The sequence below is a fragment of the Arcticibacter sp. genome, from assembly GCF_045629565.1.
Classification (GTDB): domain Bacteria; phylum Bacteroidota; class Bacteroidia; order Sphingobacteriales; family Sphingobacteriaceae; genus Arcticibacter.
Window position 1 is genome coordinate 14801 of record NZ_JAZQRL010000053.1, and the last position, 19364, is coordinate 34164.

Below are 19364 nucleotides of genomic sequence, written 5' to 3' on the forward strand. Positions count from 1 at the left end.
ATTTTAATGGTTAGAAGCTTGCTATCCTTGAATTAGCAGCAAGCCATAAATCGATAAAGAAATACTAAGGGACCCTCCCCCTTGGGGGTGTTAGTAATGAAATTAACTGTTGTAACATAATTGGATTTAGATATAGGTTATTTGCCCCGGTGATTAATCTCAGGTTCCTTTGAGACCTTTAAAGAGACCCCGCGCTATTAAGTAAATTGATTATTGGTTAGAATACTGAACCTGATCCTGCAAACACAGAAAGACCCTCATCTTTCCCGGTCCGGTAGTAAAGGCAAGCCCTAAAAAATTTAGTGCTATGATGCCGTATCTGAAGTATGCTCTCATTTATTCCCCGCTGTAAAGCTCAAATCTAGGTCGGGAGAAATTATAAGAGGGCGAATTTTTAGTCGAAAAGGGATAATATTTGTGCAAAGGTCAAAAATGCAGCCCCAGGACTATCTGGTTTAATTGGCAATCAGCGACTTAAGATAAGCTGTTGGAGTTACCTGATATTTCTCCCTAAAGCATTTTGTAAAGTATTTAGGATTACTAAAACCGACAGTATAGGCCACAGTGGATACATTGCTCTCACCTGCATCCATCATCTGCTTGCCGCGCTGTAAGCGCATATTCCTCACAAACTCGACCGGGGCAAGATCGGTCAGGCTCTTAAATTTACGATAAAAAGAAGTTCTGCCCATCCCGATACTTTCAGCAACAGTATCAATATTAAAATCTGCATCAGCCATGTGTTCTTCCACTATGCTGATGACTTTTTTCAAAAACGCTTCATCGCTGGAAGTGATGATGATCTCGCCGGGACTTAGTTGCAACACTGCACGCTGCTGAATCAGCCTTTCAAAAAGAACCTTTCTCTGCGTCAGCAAATTCGCTATCGAAGCCATGAGAAAGTCCTTATGGAAGGGCTTCGGTATATAACAGTCCGCCCCATATCTCAAGCCCTCTATCTGACTTTCAATGGATGCTTTTGCAGACAGCATGATAACCGGGATGTGACTTGTATTGATATCTTGCTTCAGCTGGCCAAGCATCTGAATTCCGTCAACCTTAGGCATCATAACATCTGAAATAATCAGGTCCGGCAGCAGTTCCTGGGCTTTTTTCAAACCCTCCTCCCCGTCAATGGCCTCTTCAATCCGGTAGCAATCCCGCAATTCGTTCACTAAAAAAGCTCTCAGATCGGCGTTATCTTCCACTACCAATAACATCGGATAGTCATCTGCTGGCTTTTCAAGACCTTTCTGTCCAATTTTACCCAACCAACCCGGAGCCGCTTCGCTTTCCCCTGAAGGCGAATAAGGCTGATTCAGGTACTCCACTCGCTTTTCTCCCAAACCACTTTCACTCACTTTCAATTCTACGCTGACCGTAAGACCTGCAACCGGGTTGTTGAAAGCCGAAATCTTCCCGCCCTGAACCTCCACGAGATCTTTGCACAAAGCCAGACCGATTCCTGTTCCTTTAACTGCCCTGCCTTCCGGTAAGTGCGCTTCATAGTATAGCTCAAAAATGTCTTTCAACTTTTCCTCTTGTACCCCCGGTCCTTCATCTTTAACTTCTATGATAAGTTTCTCCCGGCCATCGCTGCAGATGCTGATCTCTATACTCTTACCTGCAGGCGTGAATTTCAACGCGTTGGCGAGCAAGTTGTAAAGCACCGTATCCAGCTTCTCCGCATCTAGAAGACAAAACAGTTCTGAACAATTGGACTTGACACTCAGGGATATCTGCTTTTGCCTGCACTCTTCATCAAAATATTTACCAATTTTTTTCACAAAGGAAATTACTTCAACCCGCGCCACCCTCAAAACGGCCTTACCACTCTGAACCTTTCTCAGATCCAGCAGTTGATTGATAACACGGGCCATCCGGGCGGCATTTCTCCGGGCTATCTCAACATAACGTCTATTCACGGGAGATAAGGTCTCGTCCCGGAAAACCTCCTCAATGGGGTTCAGAATAAGCGTTAACGGCGTCCTCAACTCATGGGAGATGTTTGTAAAGAAGTTAACTTTTAATTCCGCCAGCTTCTTCTCCACCGTCACCTTATTTTGTAAGCGGATCATGGTTAACGCCACCCTGCGGACAAGTCCGGCACCAACAACGAAGAGTAAGGCATACAGCGAATAAGCCCACCACGTACGCCAGGGCGGAGGCAGAATCGTAATGTGAAGTGATTTCGCCAGATTATTCGAATAAAGCTCCGGATTGAGCAGTTCTAGCTCGAGCTTGTAATTCCCGGGAGCCAAGTTGGTGTACGTGATACGCCGTTGATCACTACCATTCGTACGCCAGATTTTATCAAATTCTTGCAGACGATACCGATATACCTGCTTGTTGTTTGACCGATAATCTAATGTGGCATAGTCAATACTAAATATATTCTGATCATGATTAAGAACTACTTCCGGCAAAGAATTGATATCGGCCCGGATAATACTGCCCTCTACTTCCGGAAGTACTTCCTGACTGTTCACCTGAAGACGCGTAAAAACTACATTAGACGTATCTTTGTTAAAATGGAGACGCTGCGGATTGAAAACTATGTATCCTTTTGTAGTCCCGAAAACCAGGTTTCCATTTTTCTGCTTCGCACACGAAGACTCCGAAAAAATCGACTTGGGCAAACCATCCTGCGAGTCGAAATTCCTGACAATTCCTTTTTTGGTGTCCAACTTACTCAGACCGCTCTGAGTAGACAACCATAGGTCTCCCCCATCATCCTCCACACAGCTTAATAAAAAGTTACTGGCGAGGCCCTGTTTGGTTGTATAATTTTTAAATTTCAGAGTCTCAACAGGTTGTTTTCCAACAGCCAGAGACAAACCGCCCCCTGAACTGCATATCCACATCCGGTCCTTCGAATCCCTCAGAATGTACTGAATGTCATTCGCCCCCAGGCTCGCCAAATCTCCGGAGATCTTGCTATACATCTTGATCCTGCCGGGATGCTCGATATTAAAGACGATTAAGCCGGCCGCTGTCCCCACCCAGATATTACCCATCGAATCTTCTGTCACATACCTCACGCGCCGGAAAGATTTTCTGGGATAAACCACCTTCAACAGCTTCTCCAGGCAAACAAATTCTGCCGAATGATTCTTCTGAACAAGAAGGTGTAGGCCTTTATCAAAAGTACCAACCCAAATTCGACCTCTCCTATCTTCAAATACGGAATAAATTTCTTTGCCACTCATACTACTTTTACCGGTCTTGTCAGGCTGGTAGGATGTCAACTTGTATTGTGATTCATCAGCATTGATGGGAGCGGCTTTATACAAACCTTTCCCTTTTGTTCCCAGCCATATATTTCCTTGCCGGTCGCCCATAATCGTATAAACATCTCCCAGGCCGCCCTCAGGTTCGTTCACAAAAACATTCTTGAGTTTCCTGCCATCTTGAAGCACATAAAGTTTACTGCTTTTTACTCCGAACCACATCCGGTTCTTTCTGTCTGAAAACACCGCCCGAACGTCATTGTCGGAGTTAAAGCGTGCAGGAGCAACGAGTAGTTTCCGTGCAAACTGCGAAGCTTGAAACACGACTTTATGAACTCCTCGGTCATCTGTATTCAACCATAGCACTCCTGCCTTATCATAAAACAAGTCATATACCACGTTGGAGAACATGCGGTCCCCTGAGCCGGGTTCGTTATGGAAATATTGAATTTCGCCCTCTGTGTGATTATAATAACCAAATCCGCCCCCTTTCATATTTACCCACACGATTCCGTTGATGTCTTCGAATACCTGATAATAATTCTTACCCTGCATATTCGTGTCTATGGTCTGAGAAAAGCGGCGCACAGTTTTCCGGACCGGATCAAACCTGATTACTCCCGGAAATTCAGGTTCAATCCATAAAACCCCACTCCTGTCTTCATAAATAGAAAATAATCGTTCACCCAGATCCATCTTCGCCGCCTGGCCCTTAGCTACATCAAATGAAAAAAGCTCACCTTTGGATGTAGAAGCATGAATTTTGCCGGTCCGCCTGCCCATGACGAGACCGTCTATACTTCCGGAAGTCAATTTTCTCGTGTGTAACTTCGCCGACCGCTTGTCGTAGATCACGACCGTACCATCTGATGTCCCAAACACCATAAACTCTTTCGATTCATGAAACACCGTAAACCTGAAGGAATCCAGTGTATCAGACGGCGACGAAGCCCGTCTATAGGTTCCGTTTCGCTTTTCAAGACATATTAATCCAGCGTCTGTCCCTACCCAAATTCTTCCCCCCGTATCTTCATGAAAGAAGGCAATATGATCAGATAAAAGGTTCCATTCAGAAGAAGCGCCTTTTCTATACCAACGGAAATGTTCCGGTTCTTTTGGATCCGGAATATGAAATAGTCCGTCACGTTTAGTTAAGACCCATACGGAACCTTGCCTGGTAACATAGACGCCGCTGAATAAAATCTCACGCCTCACACGCTTATTGACGATATCTGAGAAATTCAGAAAGTGGTGTGTCCCTTTATCAAACCTGTATATCTGCTCATCATATCCTGTCAGCCATAAATGATTCGATAAATCTTCAAAAATGCGGTAAATCCTTGGGGTCTTCAGCGACGACTTATCCCCCGGGACCGGGGCGTAGGAGACAAACTCGTGACCGTCGAAACGATTAAGGCCGTTCCAGGTCCCAAACCACATAAAGCCCTCCCTGTCCTTCATAATGTCTGTTACTGCGTCATGCGACAGGCCATTCTCCGTAGAATAATGTTCAATCCGGCTGTTCACCTGTGCGGTCAGCTGAAGGGAACTGCGTGTCATAAAGACGAGCAGGCCAACGGCCAGGTAAAAGCATTTACTCCGCTTCCAATACAGTTTTTTCATATGGGCGGAAACACATATGCGACAGACGTTATGCAACAGGGTCATCATTAAGCAGCTTTTTTCACTAAAGCATGTTCTTTTTCTCAACCTTCCAGTTCGGATTCTTCGCAAGTCCGGCAGGCTCACCTGTAAACATTTTTCCTGCCTCGCTGTCCCCTTTCAGTTGCCACTTATACCAGGCCGTCGCAACCTTCGCAAATTCACCACCATGCGGCTGACTGTAGGTTCCGCCATGCCCTACATCCATATTGGCCATAAAAACAGGTACATGATTGATCTGATGATAATCATCCATTCCATTTGCATAGGCAATGTCCTTTTCACCTCCCAGCATATACAAGGTAGGTGAATGGATTTTCTTCAGGCTTTCTTTCGTAAGGTTCGGCATATTGCTGATGCCGTTTCCCGGCGTCTTGAATATGCCGCTGTTGCAAACGACCACCGTGGTCACACGCGGATCAGAAGCCACTTCGAGCGTCTGCAAACCGCCGCATGACATACCACTAACCGCAATATTCTTCACATCAATCTTGTCGTAATACGGACTCTTTTTATCCCTGTTCTGCGCAATCGCCCAGTTAATCGCATCGGTCAGCTGAGAAGAAGTTGATTTTTCTTTTCTCTTATCTCCTTCCTGCGGCATCGGGCCGATAGCCACTACAAGGAAGCCGTAAGAGGAAACCTCTGATAAGAAGTTCACGTGCTCCCACGGCGAATTCGCGCAGGCTCCGTTGCCCCATGCAATGATCGGAAGTTTACTGCTCTTCCCAAATACGCCCAGGTCCTTCGGCCGAAAAACCGTATGACCGGGCAGCGTCCGTTCTGTCAGCATAATGGCGCTGTGCGGACCGGTACCTCCGTCTTCCACTACCCTCGAAACAGCTTGAACGGGTCCCCCATCTTGCTGGGCATGAACCGGTTTGAAAATACTGAGCATGGAGAAGCAAAGTAAGGATAAGATTGAAATTCTCTTTGTCATATTAATTGGTTTGTTTTTAATTAGGTAATTGCTTGGTCAGATTCTCCGGTCATCAAATGAACGTCACCCAAAAGTCTGCAAAAAATTGCATGGATCCCCTCTCCGCGGTCATTTTTTTATCATATCACATTTCCGGGAGACCCCGACTTAAAGAAGGCAGCATTCCGCCCCCTAACACAACATGTGAATTATGCAACTAATCATCTGTATCATGTAATGACGAAACTCGCGGTTCGGGTACATTTGATAGATAAGAAACACTTCGATGCAAACTATTCATCGGATAATATCAACTAACACGAAACTGGTGCAGATGGACAAGAATAACAAAGATTACGATGGTTCAGACCTGCCAAAATCAAGATCCCACGTGATGGTCGATACTATAGACTATATTCCAAACGCCATAGTGATCAAAACGATCATAAAAAGAGCCTCCGGAAATATAAGCCTGATGTCGTTTGATGAAGGCGAAAGCCTCCTGGAGAAGACCTCTCCTTTCGACAGCTTCGTGCAGGTAATAGAAGGAAAAGCGGAAATTGTGATAGACTCCACTTCAACCAACCTGGCCACAGGATGCGGAATTATCCTCCCCGCGCACCTTCCCAATTACATCAGATCAAACGAGCGATTTAAAATGATCCTGACCGTTATCAAAAGCGGATACGAATAATATAACCACTATCTTACAGGGACATCCCTGTATACACTTTAATATACCCAATGAGATTAGCTATAGAAAGAAAGCCAGTAAAAGTATATCCAGATCCTAAACGCGTCATCGCCAGATTTTTCTACAACGGAGAAGAACGCGGTAAAGAAGTCCTCAGCAAAGTACTTGAGTTAACAGACGAAGAAGTCTTCGCCATTCTCTCACCCCTGCTTCAGGAGTTTTCCAAACGCCACAGGAGCGTCACCAAGCTCTTACTCAAGAATTATGACAAAGTAAAATTCCTGCTTAAAGCCCTGCAAGTGGATGAATCAAAAGTCCCCCACTTCACCAGGCTGCTTATGGGCGCTTACTTCACTCATGAATACTCTATCGAGTCGGCCGCTTTTTTTAACCCCTCTGTAGTCGAAGACCCCGACCAAACCGACCTGGAAGACGGCGAGCGCCGGCTGATCATCAGTTTCAGGGCCGTGGGCGAAGGTCATATCTCCTCTATCGTGTTCAGACGTGCATTGATCGACAAGAACAACGACATCCATGTCATTCCTTCCGGTGATTATATTGATGAAGCAGAAATTGTCCAGAATGCAACCTACAACAAAGAGCTCTTTCTGCAAAAGGCACTGATATCCCGGATCAGCAACGTGGTCGTCGCCGAACTGGACGCCAAACTCGCCGATTCCTTTGACTATGCTTCCCTCAGAAGGATCATCCTTGAATCCCAGCAAAACGAGCCCGATCCCCTCAAAGACTCTGCCCTGGAAAGGGTATTATGGCTATCCGACTCTTACCATCGAATCACATTTTCAACAGACACCGATATATCAGATCGCGTCATATTCCCGATCTCAGAATTCGAACGAAAAGGCATCGAAGATGCACGTTTCGTAAAGTTCGTTGAAGACGACGGTTCCATTCTGTACTGCGCCACCTATACGGCGTATGACGGCCTCCTGATCATGCCGAAGCTTTTAACAACTAAAGATTTTTACGAGTTCAATGTCGGTCCCCTGTTCGGAGCCGGTGCCCAGAACAAAAACCTGGCGCTTTTCCCCAGGAAAATCAATGGTAAATACGCTATGCTTTCACGAATTGACGGACAGAATAACTACATTATGTACTCCGACAAGATCAATATCTGGGAAAATCCGGTTAAGCTGCAGAGCCCTAAATACAGCTGGGAGTTTATTCAAATCGGCAATTGCGGGTCGCCAATCGAGACCGAGGACGGCTGGCTTGTGATTACCCATGCAGTCGGGCCGATGAGACGCTACTGCCTGGGAGCCAGCCTGCTTGATCTGGAAGACCCCTCTATCGAAATCGGTCGTCTTGACCAACCCTTGCTGATCGCCAACCCCGAGGAGCGTGTCGGCTACGTGCCTAATGTGGTTTACTCCTGCGGCTCGATAATCAATAATGGTGAGTTGATCATTCCTTATGGCTTATCCGATTATTGTTCATCTTTTGCCAGCGTCAATCTGGAAGCCCTGCTGAACCGTTTGAAAAATCAACCGAGTACTGACTCATAGCACGCTAGATAATCATCCACCATTTTCTCCTGGGAAAATTGAGAAGAAGCCCATAAGTTGCATGACTTACGATCAATTCCCGGGAGCATTTGAACCGCTTCCACAGCATCCTCTACCCCGCCCACCAGGAAGCCCGTTTCGCCGTCCCTGATCAATTCAGGCATTGAGCCTCTGTTGAAAGCGATTACAGGAGTACCGCAGAGCATCGCTTCCGCAACACTCAGGCCAAAAGGTTCATTAAACCGGATCGGGTGCAGCAGAGCAAGCGCGTTACCCAACAGCTCCTGCCGCTTTTCCGCATCTGCATTTCCCACATACACGATCTGTTCGTTCAGTAAAGGCTTCACGCGCTCGTCGTAATAACGCTCATCCTGAACCAGGCCCGCTATCAGGAGACGCTTATTGCTTTTTAAGGCAATTTCAATCGCTTCAGCAGTGCCCTTATCGGGATGTATTCTCCCGAAAAACAACAGGTAATCCTGAGGGAGCGGATTAAATGTGAAATCAGCGAGCTTCAAGCCATTGTATACCGTTGCCAGATAATCCAGATCCGGATGCCGGTCTGAATCACTTATCGATACATAATGCGTTGATTCATTGTATTTCTTGTAGACAGGAATAATCCTTTCCGACGAAAACCCGTGAATGGTAGTTACCATCGGGGCACCGCACAACCTGGAATAAGTCAAAGGCAGGAAATCAAAGTGATTATGAATCAGATCAAAATCCCCTGCCCGCTCCATCAGGTTACTGATATGCAGGCATTCGGCGACTTTCGCATCAACGCCGGGGTTTTCTGCATATCCCCCCGGAATAACGGCATCGAGTTTCCCTCCTGTCTCAGAATCCCCGGTTGCGAATAGCGTCACATCATGACCTGTAGAAACGAGCCCTTCTGCGATATTGGACGCTACCTGCTCCCACGGACCGTAGTTGCGCGGAGGTGTTCTCCACGCAATAGCTGATAGTATAGCGATCCTCATACGGTAGCCTCCACACGATACTTCTCGACGGTTAGCCGGGCCATCAGATAACTGACCGTAGATTCCGCTCCCTGGTTCAGGTTAATCTGATGCTCTTCGAGTCCGTCGTAGCAGCCTCCCGTGCAGGGATTGTAGATAATCTGCTTCAAATGGTTCCTTCCCAGAAACCAGTCAAAAGCCGTATTCATTTTATCCAGATACGCCTCATCTTTAAACACCTGATAAAACCGGTCGAGAGCCAGTATGGTATAAGCCACATCTATAGGTTGTTCGCCAAAACGGGCCGCGGTTCCTCCCTTCTTCAACCATTCCTGGTTGGAAATTACTTTGATACCCGTCTCATCAAATGTCTGCTTCAAAAGAAATGCGAATGAACATTGGGCAATCTCTTTGTAGATGATGTTATGGGTTATCTCGTAAGCACACAACAATGATTCCGGCAAGATACTGTTCCCGTAGGTGAGATAGCTTTCAAACCACTCCCAGGATAGCTCCCCTTCATGTTTATACATTTCGGCTAATCTGGCCGCAAGCGTTTCGATCACCACGAGGTGCTCAACAACCTCTCTGTTTCGGTTATAGTAACATAGCCCTTTCAGCGAGAAAGCCATTGCCCGCGTCGAGTGCATTTCTGTGGTTTGCCGCAGCGCTTTATCAAAAACCACATAGGCTGTATCAATAAAAGATTCCGGCAAAATATCCCGGTGGGAAATAAGAATCCCCAAGGCCCATAAAGCCCTGCCATTCGAATCTTCCAGATTGGTCTCCGCATTCTGAGGCGTAAAATTCTTCTCCTCATCCACATAGTTCAGGAAGTCTCCGTCCTGCTGCTGACAAAACTTAATAAAATGCAGATACAGGGATATATACGGCAGATTGTCCCTGTCGCCGGATAGCGCGAAGTCCATGACCATTGCCACCAGCGCTCTTGCGTTATCATCCAGCGTATATCCCGAAGTAATATCCGGTGCGTCAATCTTTGAAAATTGAATGATACCAAAATCCGTCGTCAGATGCTTTACAAAGTCTAATTTGATTTCAGGTATCCGGAATCGCAAGTCAAACCCCTCATCATGTTTTTTGAAAAGGTTAGCGTGTGAAATGGAGACGTTTTGCCACGCGCTCGACACAATCCTTTGCAACCCGTTATTGCTATAAGTGTCCCTCAGGTTCTCGTCGGCCAAAAGGCGATTGACGGCACTTGCTAACTGATCCGAATTTCCAAAGTCAAAAATGATCCCCGCATCGTTTTTAAGCACCTCTTTCGCATGAGGGATAGGCGTTGATATTATTGGGCAGCCACAGCTGATGGCGTACGAAAATGTTCCGCTTACCGCCTGGTTAGGGTCCCTTGAGGTAAACAAGTAGATATCCGTTAACTGCAGGTATTCCAACAGCTCTTCCAGAGGCAGATAATAGTTGACAAATCGGACATGGTCCTGCAAGCCGAGCTTTTCCACCCTTTCAAGAAGCTGGTTACGATATCGTTCACCTTCATGCTTCACCACGTTGGGATGCGTCTTGCCAATCACTAAAAACAAAACACCGGGTTCATTCTTAATCACGTCCGGGAGCGCATCTAAGGTCGTCTCTATGCTTTTACCCGAACTGATCAGTCCGAAGGTGGAGAGAATCGTTCTGCCCGAAAGACCATACTTCTCTTTCAACGCCTTTTTATTGGAGTGTGGAACCAGGTGCACCCCATGCGGTATCACCGAAATTTTCTCCGCAGGAATACGATAATCTGACACCAGAATGTCAGCTGAATGCTGCGTCATCACAATGATAGCACTGCTACGGGCAGAAATCTCCTCTACCTTACGTTTAAACACCGCATCAGGCCGGGGCAAAACGGTATGATAGGTAATGATAACGGGCTTGTTCAGACTCGATAGAAAATGAAGAAAATCTTCATCATACCTGCTATCGAAAAGACCAAATTCATGCTGAATCATGACGATCCTGATATCCGCTGATGCATTGATCGCCTCTGCGCATTGCAGATAAGAGGCCGCGTCTGAGGTATCCAAAACAAATTTCACCTCATCGCCATACGTATGAACCTCCGTGTCTGACTCCAGGGCGCAGATCGAAGACGTGAATGAATTGTCGTATTTATTAGCCAGGGCTTTAATTAAGTCCTGAGAATAAGAAGCAATACCGCATTCCCTTGGGGGGTACGATGTAATGTATAAAACCTGAGGCTGATTGGTAAAGTTGTTTTTATGCATATCTGCATAAAGGTGCACTAAGTCAGCCCATAACAGTTATACAATTCATGCTATAATTTATATCTTTCACATACCGACCCCGTCATGAATCCGGATCACCTTCGCTTTCGGCCCCGGAAGTTAAGTCCACCAGCCCCGCCCTCCGGTAATTTTTCAGCTTCCTGAAATGCGAAGGCGTCAGGCCTGTTATTTTTTTGAACTGATTGGAAAGATGCGCCACACTGCTATAATGCAGCTTGTAAGAGATCTCCTTGAGGGAGAGTTCGTCATATACCAGCAGCTCTTTCACCCGTTCTATTTTATGGATAATAACAAAATGTTCGATGGTGATACCCTCCACCTCCGAAAAAAGATTCGCGAGATAAGTATAATCGTACTCCAGCTTCTCGCTCAGATGAGTGGAAAAATTGGTTTTTAAAGAGTCGTCGGTATAATGGACCAGTTCAACCACCACGTTTTTAATTTTCTCAATTAAAATACTCTTTTTATCGTCCATCAACTCCAGTCCGAACCTGCCGATGGCACTTTTAAAGCGCTGCTTCTGAGTAGCGGTGATATTCTCCATCAGCTCCACTTCGCCCAGGTTCACCACGACAAAATGCAGCCCGAGTTTTCTCAGCTCTTGCTTAACCACCATCTTGCAGCGTATGCAAACCATATGTTTAATGTAGAGCTTCAAGATTAATAGGATAAGTGGATATGAAAACAGTACTAAGGTAGGCACTTAATTCCACATCATCCTTCACTTTGCCGTTGTCGGTCCATAAACCACCAGCTTTCCGTCTTTTCCAACCTCCATTTTATCAATAAATACAAGTCTCTCATGCCCGGTGGCGTCTGTTCTTCCGTGATATACACATAACAGGTCTTTGCCGTCAGGTGACAAGGTCATACTGTTATGACCGGTACCGGTAACCCTTCCGTTCTTCTGTAGCACCGGATTATTGGCAGCCTTAACGAAGGGTCCCAAAGGCGACTTCGATGTCGCATAACCAACAGCGTAGTTCTGACCGTCAAAGTTATTGGCCGAATACATCATATAGTACGTATCCTTATTCTTGAAGATGAACGATCCTTCGGTCCAGCGACGGTTGACTTCTCTGGAAGTCACCGACCTGCTTTCCCATTCCGCAATATCCATTTTTACGGGAGGGCGCAGCAGCAGAACCGGTTCTCCGATCACGCCGCTAAAGTCATTCTTCATTTCCACGCCATATACCCAGCTCTCCTCAATCTCCTTATACCAGCCTTTTTTCCGCGCCCAGTCAGCCACCTCGCTCTCTACCGGATGCTTGTAGCAGCATCTCGAATAATACAGATACGTTTTGCCGTTCTCAAACCATACATTCGCATCAATGATCGGGTATCCGGGATCAAATATGGGCTCATTCCGCATGTCTACGAACGGGCCTGTCGGCTTATCCGCAACTGCTACACCGATCTTAAAGTTCTCTTCCTCATGAGTAGGATTATGCCTCCACTGCGCACTGTAGAACATGTAATACTTACCGTTCCGCTTATAAACTTCGGGGGCCCAGTAGGCTCCAGTTCCCCACCCGTTCTTATTATTGCCAAAGTATACCTGGCCTTCATCCTTCCAGTTCTTCAGATCAGGAGATGAATACACGGCGAAACCGTCCTTGGCACCACCACCCGTACCATACATAAAATACATATCTCCGTCTTTCATTACAAACGGGTCGCCAAACGCAATGGAGAGCGGATTAGCGTAGGTCGACTTTACTCCGGCAGCAGGGCCCTGTTGCGCGCGGGCACTATACGATCCCAGACAGGATACCACAAACAGTACGAATAACATTCTTTTCATAAATGAAGTATTACAGGTTAGTATACAAGAGCAAATCTAGGGTTCGGCGCATCATTAAGCTAACAAGAATGTTTCAGATTGTATAACATTTGTGGCTCAAACAAAGAAAGCGGCCCACCGAAGTGGAACCGCTCTCCTAAATAAACCGTTTTAAAGCCTGGGGGCAACTTTCACTAAAGTTTCTCCAGTCCCTTCGCCCGGGCCTTGCCCGCCTCCTCCAAACTGATCGCATATCCACCACCCGCAGCAACAAACTGCGAAAGTTTAGATTTACTGTTGACCACCACCTTGCGGATCGTATACGCCTGAGGGTTTGTTTTATAATGCGCATCCTTCGCATCAGTATAGAGTGTGGCGATATATGTTTTACCTGCTTCTAAAAACCGGAAATCTATCTTCGATGTTCTCGGCTCGTTTCCGCCCACACTCCCCACAAACCACTTTCCGGTGTTCTTCGCCTTACGCGCCACCGTAATATAGTGCCCCGGCTCAGCTTCCAGGTATTGGCTATCATCCCAGTCGACAGCTACATCCTTAATAAATTGAAACGCATCCGGAAACCTCATATAATGTTCCGGCAGATCAGCAGCCATCTGAAGCGGACTGTACATCGTCACATAAAGCGCCAGCTGATTGGCAATCGTGCTGTTTACATGCGACTTATTGTCCGGGTTCAACTTACTGATGTCCATTTCAAAAATCCCCGGAGTATAATCCATCGGACCGCCCAGCTGCCTGGTAAAAGGCAGAAGCGTTACGTGGTTGGGCTTTGAGCCTCCGAATGCCTGATACTCCGTACCGCGGGCAGACTCATTCCCGATCAGGTTCGGATACGTTCTCGCGATTCCTGTCGGGCGCACAGCCTCATGCGCATTGATCATAATCTTATACTCCGCCGCTTTTTCCAGCGCATACTGGTAGTGATTGACAATCCACTGGCTGTAATGATTCTCCCCTCTCGGCAAGATATTTCCCACATAACCGCTCTTCACGGCATCATACCCATTGTCTTTCATAAACTGATAGGCCTTGTCCATGTGCCGCTCGTAATTACGTACGGAGCTAGATGTCTCATGGTGCATAATCATCTTTACCTTTTTCGATTTGGCGTAATCCCTGATCTCCTTAACATGGAAATCCGGATAAGGAGTCACGAAATCGAAAACAAAATCTTTGGAATTACCGAACCAGTCTTCCCATCCCTCGTTCCAGCCTTCCACCAGTACCGCATCAAAACCGTGTTCCGCCGCGAAGTCAATATGTTTCTTCACATTCTCGGTAGTAGCACCGTGCTTGCCATTCGGTTTTGCTTTCGTATAGTCGGTAATACCCAGCTGTACGGAAGGATATTCATCCGTATAAGCCCACGAGCTCTTGCCGGTGATCATCTCCCACCATACACCTACATATTTGGTCGGCTTGATCCATGAAGTATCCTCGATATTGCAAGGCTCGTTCAGGTTGTAGGTCATCTTTGAAGCCAGGATATCACGGGCATCGTCACTCACGATCACCGTTCTCCATGGCGTACTGAAAGGTGCCTGGATGTATCCCTTGTCGCCCTTCACATCAGGGGTCAGCCATGACTCAAACACCATATTCTTGTCGTCCAGATTAAGATGCATACACGCATAATTGATCAGGGCAGCTTCGTGCAGATTAATATAGATACCCTGGTCTGTCTTCATCATCAGCGATGTCTGCACCCCGGTCGGCGAAAATGATGCCTGAGACACGTTATCGGTAATAGCTTTGGACATCAGTCCCCTGATTTCAGAAAGCCTTGATGTAGTAAAATCGTATTCCTGAGTATCGTAATCCCCTGGAATCCAGAATGCCGTATGATCTCCTGTCATCGCAAACTGCGTTTTTTCTTCCTTTATCACAAAGTATGTCAGTTCCTTCTGGTGAGGGAACTCATAGCGGAAGCCCAGGCCGTCGTCAAACAGCCTGAAACGGATCAGCATCTGCCGGTTGGTGCCTTTCTGCTTCAGGGTAACCGCCATCTCGTTGTAATGATTGCGGATCTCTTTCACCTCCCCCCAGACGGGTGTCCAGGTCTCGTCGAAAGCCGAAGTCTTCGAATCCACCAGAGTAAAGCTATCATGCAACGAAGATTCCGCGTTGGCAACCTTCTGGTTCATATCACCCCCAGATGCCACATCCCTCGCCTGACGCTTCAGCTCGAACCCGAGTTTACTGGGCTTGATGACATCCTTACCCTTATACTTCAGGCTGTACACGGGCGTACCGTCAGCTTGAAGGGAGAACCTAAGCGCAAAATTACCGTTGGGAGATTTCATATCCTGTGCACGGCTAATCTGAGGTATAGCCAACCATAAGCAAACTAAAAAGAGAAATGTTCTCATACTTTATAAGTTTATACGTTAAAATCAGTTTACCGGAAACGTTCCCGAAACGCTAAAGTAAATCTATTCAGACAATATCCAATACACTAAAGGAAAAAATTACTCCCGCCATTACTCAATCTGTAAACACATTATGCCGGGATGTATGTTGTGTACTCGAAGTTAACTCCCATATGAAAGCAAGGAAAGACGAAGAGCTCCGAAGAAAGATTTATACAGTGGTGTTCCGGTCAGACACCCCTGCCGGAAGGCTCTTTGATCTGATCCTCCTTTGGCTGATACTGTTCAGCATCCTGTCCGTTTTTCTCGAAAGCGTGGCCAGTATCCGGCAGAACTATCTCGTCTACATCCGTACTGCCGAGTGGTTCTTCACCGCCATATTCACTATCGAATACCTGTTGCGGATCTACAGCTCGCCCAAGCCCCTGAGATACGTTTTCAGTTTCTACGGCTTAATTGATCTCATTGCCGTCTTGCCGGCATACCTGACCTTATTTATTTCGGGTGGACAGTACCTGGTAGTGGTACGCGCTTTCCGCTTGCTCAGGGTTTTCAGGATCTTAAAACTCAGCCGCTTCCTTTACGAAGGGAACATACTCACCTCTGCGCTTAAGTCGAGCATGCATAAGATCACGGTTTTCATCATGAGTGTGATCACCCTGGTAACCATTATCGGTACGCTCATGTATATCATTGAAGGCGATGAAAGCGGCTTCACCAGCATCCCTGTATCGATATATTGGGCTATCGTCACCATTACAACCGTTGGCTATGGGGATATATCCCCCCAAACCCCGGTGGGTCAGCTCCTGGCGAGCATCCTGATGATCATCGGATACGGAATTATTGCGGTACCTACCGGAATCGTATCCGTGGAGATGGCCAGGGCTACCGATGAGGCTAAGGAGAAGTGCAGGTTCTGCCGCGGGCCCATTCACCCCAGGACAGCCCGGTTTTGCGCCAATTGCGGTAAAGAGCGCGCTTCTGCCGATGCGCCCCAGCCGCTTGAGCAAGCTGACTAAAAAAAGAAAAGCCCGACTTTCAATCGAAAGTCAGGCCCTCCAGCTGTAGGCTCGTAGAACTAAACCGCTACAGATAGCTGGTGTGCCAACTGCTGGTTATACTGCTCCAATAAGCTGATATATTTATCTTTCCAGTAATGCTGAGTTTCGTCTTCCGCCGAGTCATCAATACTCATCGAGAAAGATGCTCTTTTAAATCCTCTTTCGAAATCTTCAGAGGTAAACAGATGAGGGAGCTCGATGGAAAAGTCGTGATTAATTACACAACCCACTCTGAAGATGATGTCGGCCTTGAGCTGTTGCTGATTAAACCAGTTATAAACGGAACGTCTGTTAACATTGGTTAACCTGGCGACGTCACTGATTGAATGACCGTTTCTTCGAACAACTTTTTCAAGGATTTGACCGTAATGAATTTCCATAGTTTTGAGAGTTTGTTAATTTTAGTAAATTAATATTGAGCGTTTTTATTTTGTTGCAACGTTTCCTCAATCGTGAAATCGTTTTCCCGATTGAGGAAGACCTGCGTTCCCACTTTGCGTTTACCCTAAGGGGCTACCCCTTTTCACTGCGCCGGCCGATATATCTAAGGCAACTACTATACCGATATTTTCATATAGGGCATATACAGGCACATTTTCCTATCACGCTGAACAACTTAGCCCGCATGAAGCGTAGAAATACTTTTTCATGCTGCTGATACTACGTGTTGTTAACTAACTGAAAACATGATTATTAACAATAGGTTATTAAATGCAACTGTAAACCATAATTTACTAAAATGCAGATAATCAACAACCTAATCAGACACCAAATTTCATTATTCCGAGAACCGCTAATCACGTTTATCATTCTCACTACCTCACTTTTTCAACTTTCAAGCTGTGCGACATCCCAACTTGGCCAAGCAGGACAGAAGAAAATCACGGGCAAAACCTTTGTGATTGTCGGCGCTTCCAGCGGCTTTGGCCGCGGCGTCGCAGAGCAATTAGGCAGGTACAAAGCCAACGTTGTCGTGGCTGCCAGACGTGAGGATCTGCTCGGGGAAATTGCGGAAAACATTCGGACATCCGGCGGAACAGCACTCGTCATAAAAACGGATATAGCTAATCCTGAGGAAGTTGAACATTTATCAGCAGCTGCGATTAAGCAGTACGGAAAAATTGATGTCTGGATTAATATGGCCGGAGTAGGCGCAATCGGCCGCTTTTGGGAGATCCCGGTCGCCGATCAGGCACGAATCATCGATGTCAATTTGAAAGGCTTCGTTTACGGATCGCATGCGGCCATCCGCCAGTTCAGAAGTCAGGGCTACGGCACCCTGATCAACATGGGATCTATTGAGAGTGAAAATCCCCTGGCCTATCATGCCGCCTATGCCGCCACGAAAGCCGGCGTGCTCAATCTTGGCCAGGCGATAAACCAGGAGCTGAGATTGAGCGGCCAAAAAAAAATCAGGGTGGTGACAGTCGAACCCTGGGCAGTCGATACCCCATTCTGGGGTCATTCCGCCAACTACAGTGGCGGAACACCCCGAATGGCCGCCATGGACCCTCCATCGAAGGTGGTTAATGCCGTCATACGGGCATCACTGCGACCAAGAAAAGTATTGCCCGTTGGCTGGAAAGCAAAAGGTGCCTGGTATTCTCATCAGCTGTTTCCTGATCTTACCGAGCGGATATCAGCAAACATCATCCACCGGTACCAGATCAAAACCGCTCCACCTGCCCCGCACACGTCAGGCGCCGCCTTTGAACCTGTTGCTACCGGGCGCGGTGTAGATGACGGAGTGAGAGCCCGGATGAAGAAGGAAAAGAAGGAAAGGCGTCGCCGCCCTTAACTGAAGCTTATTATCTCCCCCACATCAGCGAGCCTCTCATTGAGCTCGCTGAACGACTTTTTGGTAGCCGTTACCTGCCACAGGACGGTCAGACTGCCATTGTCCTTGCTCAGCTCCAGCCGCTCGATACTCAGTTCACTATTATTAAACGACTGTTCCAACGCGCGGATGCGGTTAAGGTCTGAATGATTGAACGTCACGCTCACAATTTTCTGCTTCTGCAGCGCGCCGATAAGCTTTTCCACCTTAGTAACCATTAATAGTATAATAAGCGTAATAAGGGTAAAGAGAAAGGCCAGTGCGTGGTAGCCGATCCCGGTCGTCATTCCGATAGCCGCAGAAGTCCAGATCACCGCGGCCGTGGTCAATCCCCTGATGGAAACCTGATCTTTGAAAATTACGCCTGCTCCTATAAACCCTATTCCCGTGATGATATTCGCCGAGATCCGATCGTCCGAGCCGGTCCCATATCCGGAGACGATCGTAAATATGGTCGAACCCAGGGAAATCAATACGATAGTCCGAAAACCGGCAGACTTACTTTTATATTCCCTTTCAAAGCCTATTATACCTCCGCAAAGAACGGACATGCACATACTCACGATGTCCGAGAGGTTGATATTAAATTCCATGCGGACTAAACAAAAGCAAGTCTGCATGGTTTGCGCCCTCCTTCAGATAAACACAGAAGTGTCATGTCGCAAAATATAATTCCCGATAGTGCCTTACTTTCAATAAATTAATGTACATTTGGATAATTAATTAAAATTACAATGCAACAAGGAACAGTAAAATTTTTCAACGAGACAAAAGGTTTTGGATTCATCGTGCCAGCAAATGGCGATAGCGAAATCTTCGTTCATTCTTCAGGTTTGTTAGATAACATTCGTGAGAATGATTCAGTAACCTACGACGTTGAACAGGGCAGAAAAGGCCTAAACGCAATTAATGTTAAGATCGGTTAATCAAACTCATTTTATATATTGATCAAAAGCATCCTCTCACAGGATGCTTTTGTTGTTTAAGGGCTTTTTTTTTGCCTTTCTCTGCAAACCAGAAT

The 19364-nt window shown here is 46.6% G+C and carries 14 protein-coding genes; 5 read left to right on the top strand and 9 right to left on the bottom strand.

Features of this window, described 5'->3' with window-relative positions:
• Nucleotides 1–455: 455 nt before the first annotated feature.
• The gene (locus ACKI5J_RS07165; RefSeq protein WP_407427977.1) at nt 456–4853 is read right to left on the bottom strand and encodes a two-component regulator propeller domain-containing protein; all 4398 of its coding nucleotides are present in this window, start codon (nt 4851–4853) and stop codon (nt 456–458) included.
• Nucleotides 4854–4917: 64 nt separating this feature from the next.
• Nucleotides 4918–5832, bottom strand: a complete 915-nt coding sequence (locus ACKI5J_RS07170; protein WP_407427979.1) for an alpha/beta hydrolase family protein — start codon at nt 5830–5832, stop codon at nt 4918–4920.
• Nucleotides 5833–6145: 313 nt separating this feature from the next.
• On the opposite strand from ACKI5J_RS07170, the gene ACKI5J_RS07175 reads away from it, so the two are divergent.
• Together ACKI5J_RS07175 and ACKI5J_RS07180 are read left to right on the top strand one after the other, a co-directional pair.
• Nucleotides 6146–6505 carry a cupin domain-containing protein gene (locus tag ACKI5J_RS07175; RefSeq protein WP_407427981.1) on the top strand — a complete coding sequence of 120 codons (360 nt, stop codon included), beginning with the start codon at nt 6146–6148 and terminating at the stop codon, nt 6503–6505.
• A gap of 50 nt (nt 6506–6555) precedes the next feature.
• A complete protein-coding gene (locus ACKI5J_RS07180) occupies nt 6556–8031 on the top strand; it encodes a glycoside hydrolase family 130 protein (protein ID WP_407427983.1) in 1476 nt (491 codons plus the stop codon).
• Here the strand turns inward: ACKI5J_RS07180 and ACKI5J_RS07185 are convergent.
• From ACKI5J_RS07185 to ACKI5J_RS07205, 5 genes are all read right to left on the bottom strand, one after another.
• Nucleotides 8010–9014: a glycosyltransferase family 4 protein gene (locus ACKI5J_RS07185; RefSeq protein WP_407427985.1), complete on the bottom strand. Its 1005-nt coding sequence runs from the start codon at nt 9012–9014 to the stop codon at nt 8010–8012. The genes ACKI5J_RS07180 and ACKI5J_RS07185 overlap by 22 nt on opposite strands.
• Nucleotides 9011–11245: a glycosyltransferase gene (locus ACKI5J_RS07190; RefSeq protein ID WP_407427987.1), complete on the bottom strand. Its 2235-nt coding sequence runs from the start codon at nt 11243–11245 to the stop codon at nt 9011–9013. The genes ACKI5J_RS07185 and ACKI5J_RS07190 overlap by 4 nt, the downstream gene beginning before the upstream one ends.
• 82 nt (nt 11246–11327) lie before the next feature.
• Complete coding sequence (locus tag ACKI5J_RS07195; RefSeq protein ID WP_407427989.1) at nt 11328–11903, bottom strand: helix-turn-helix domain-containing protein; 576 nt, start codon at nt 11901–11903, stop codon at nt 11328–11330.
• A gap of 84 nt (nt 11904–11987) precedes the next feature.
• Nucleotides 11988–13073, bottom strand: a complete 1086-nt coding sequence (locus ACKI5J_RS07200; protein ID WP_407427991.1) for a glycoside hydrolase family 43 protein — start codon at nt 13071–13073, stop codon at nt 11988–11990.
• A 173-nt stretch (nt 13074–13246) separates the two neighbouring features.
• Nucleotides 13247–15442, bottom strand: a complete 2196-nt coding sequence (locus tag ACKI5J_RS07205) for a glycoside hydrolase family 97 protein (RefSeq protein WP_407427993.1) — start codon at nt 15440–15442, stop codon at nt 13247–13249.
• Nucleotides 15443–15615: 173 nt separating this feature from the next.
• On the opposite strand from ACKI5J_RS07205, the gene ACKI5J_RS07210 reads away from it, so the two are divergent.
• On the top strand, nt 15616–16464 hold the full coding sequence (locus tag ACKI5J_RS07210; protein WP_407427995.1) for an ion transporter: 849 nt from the start codon (nt 15616–15618) through the stop codon (nt 16462–16464).
• A 59-nt stretch (nt 16465–16523) separates the two neighbouring features.
• Here the strand turns inward: ACKI5J_RS07210 and ACKI5J_RS07215 are convergent, their stop codons facing one another.
• Entirely contained in the window at nt 16524–16886 is a 363-nt protein-coding gene (locus ACKI5J_RS07215; protein WP_407427997.1) for a helix-turn-helix domain-containing protein, read from the bottom strand.
• Nucleotides 16887–17245: 359 nt separating this feature from the next.
• Between ACKI5J_RS07215 and ACKI5J_RS07220 the strand changes: the two genes are divergently transcribed.
• A complete protein-coding gene (locus tag ACKI5J_RS07220) occupies nt 17246–18304 on the top strand; it encodes an SDR family NAD(P)-dependent oxidoreductase (protein ID WP_407427999.1) in 1059 nt (352 codons plus the stop codon).
• Here ACKI5J_RS07220 and ACKI5J_RS07225 read toward each other — a convergent pair.
• Nucleotides 18301–18936, bottom strand: a complete 636-nt coding sequence (locus ACKI5J_RS07225) for an MgtC/SapB family protein (protein ID WP_407428001.1) — start codon at nt 18934–18936, stop codon at nt 18301–18303. The genes ACKI5J_RS07220 and ACKI5J_RS07225 overlap by 4 nt on opposite strands.
• 141 nt (nt 18937–19077) lie before the next feature.
• Between ACKI5J_RS07225 and ACKI5J_RS07230 the strand changes: the two genes are divergently transcribed.
• Nucleotides 19078–19269, top strand: a complete 192-nt coding sequence (locus ACKI5J_RS07230) for a cold-shock protein (protein WP_106293153.1) — start codon at nt 19078–19080, stop codon at nt 19267–19269.
• Nucleotides 19270–19364 lie beyond the last annotated feature (95 nt).

Excerpts from the sequence above, each read along its gene's own strand:
- ACKI5J_RS07165 (WP_407427977.1), bottom strand. The coding sequence starts at position 4,853 with ATGAAAAAACTGTATTGGAAGCGGAGTAAATGCTTTTACCTGGCCGTT.
- ACKI5J_RS07170 (WP_407427979.1), bottom strand. The coding sequence starts at position 5,832 with ATGACAAAGAGAATTTCAATCTTATCCTTACTTTGCTTCTCCATGCTC.
- ACKI5J_RS07175 (WP_407427981.1), top strand. The coding sequence starts at position 6,146 with ATGGACAAGAATAACAAAGATTACGATGGTTCAGACCTGCCAAAATCA.
- ACKI5J_RS07180 (WP_407427983.1), top strand. The coding sequence starts at position 6,556 with ATGAGATTAGCTATAGAAAGAAAGCCAGTAAAAGTATATCCAGATCCT.
- ACKI5J_RS07185 (WP_407427985.1), bottom strand. The coding sequence starts at position 9,014 with ATGAGGATCGCTATACTATCAGCTATTGCGTGGAGAACACCTCCGCGC.
- ACKI5J_RS07190 (WP_407427987.1), bottom strand. The coding sequence starts at position 11,245 with ATGCATAAAAACAACTTTACCAATCAGCCTCAGGTTTTATACATTACA.
- ACKI5J_RS07195 (WP_407427989.1), bottom strand. The coding sequence starts at position 11,903 with ATGGTTTGCATACGCTGCAAGATGGTGGTTAAGCAAGAGCTGAGAAAA.
- ACKI5J_RS07200 (WP_407427991.1), bottom strand. The coding sequence starts at position 13,073 with ATGAAAAGAATGTTATTCGTACTGTTTGTGGTATCCTGTCTGGGATCG.
- ACKI5J_RS07205 (WP_407427993.1), bottom strand. The coding sequence starts at position 15,442 with ATGAGAACATTTCTCTTTTTAGTTTGCTTATGGTTGGCTATACCTCAG.
- ACKI5J_RS07210 (WP_407427995.1), top strand. The coding sequence starts at position 15,616 with ATGAAAGCAAGGAAAGACGAAGAGCTCCGAAGAAAGATTTATACAGTG.
- ACKI5J_RS07215 (WP_407427997.1), bottom strand. The coding sequence starts at position 16,886 with ATGGAAATTCATTACGGTCAAATCCTTGAAAAAGTTGTTCGAAGAAAC.
- ACKI5J_RS07220 (WP_407427999.1), top strand. The coding sequence starts at position 17,246 with ATGCAGATAATCAACAACCTAATCAGACACCAAATTTCATTATTCCGA.
- ACKI5J_RS07225 (WP_407428001.1), bottom strand. The coding sequence starts at position 18,936 with ATGGAATTTAATATCAACCTCTCGGACATCGTGAGTATGTGCATGTCC.
- ACKI5J_RS07230 (WP_106293153.1), top strand. The coding sequence starts at position 19,078 with ATGCAACAAGGAACAGTAAAATTTTTCAACGAGACAAAAGGTTTTGGA.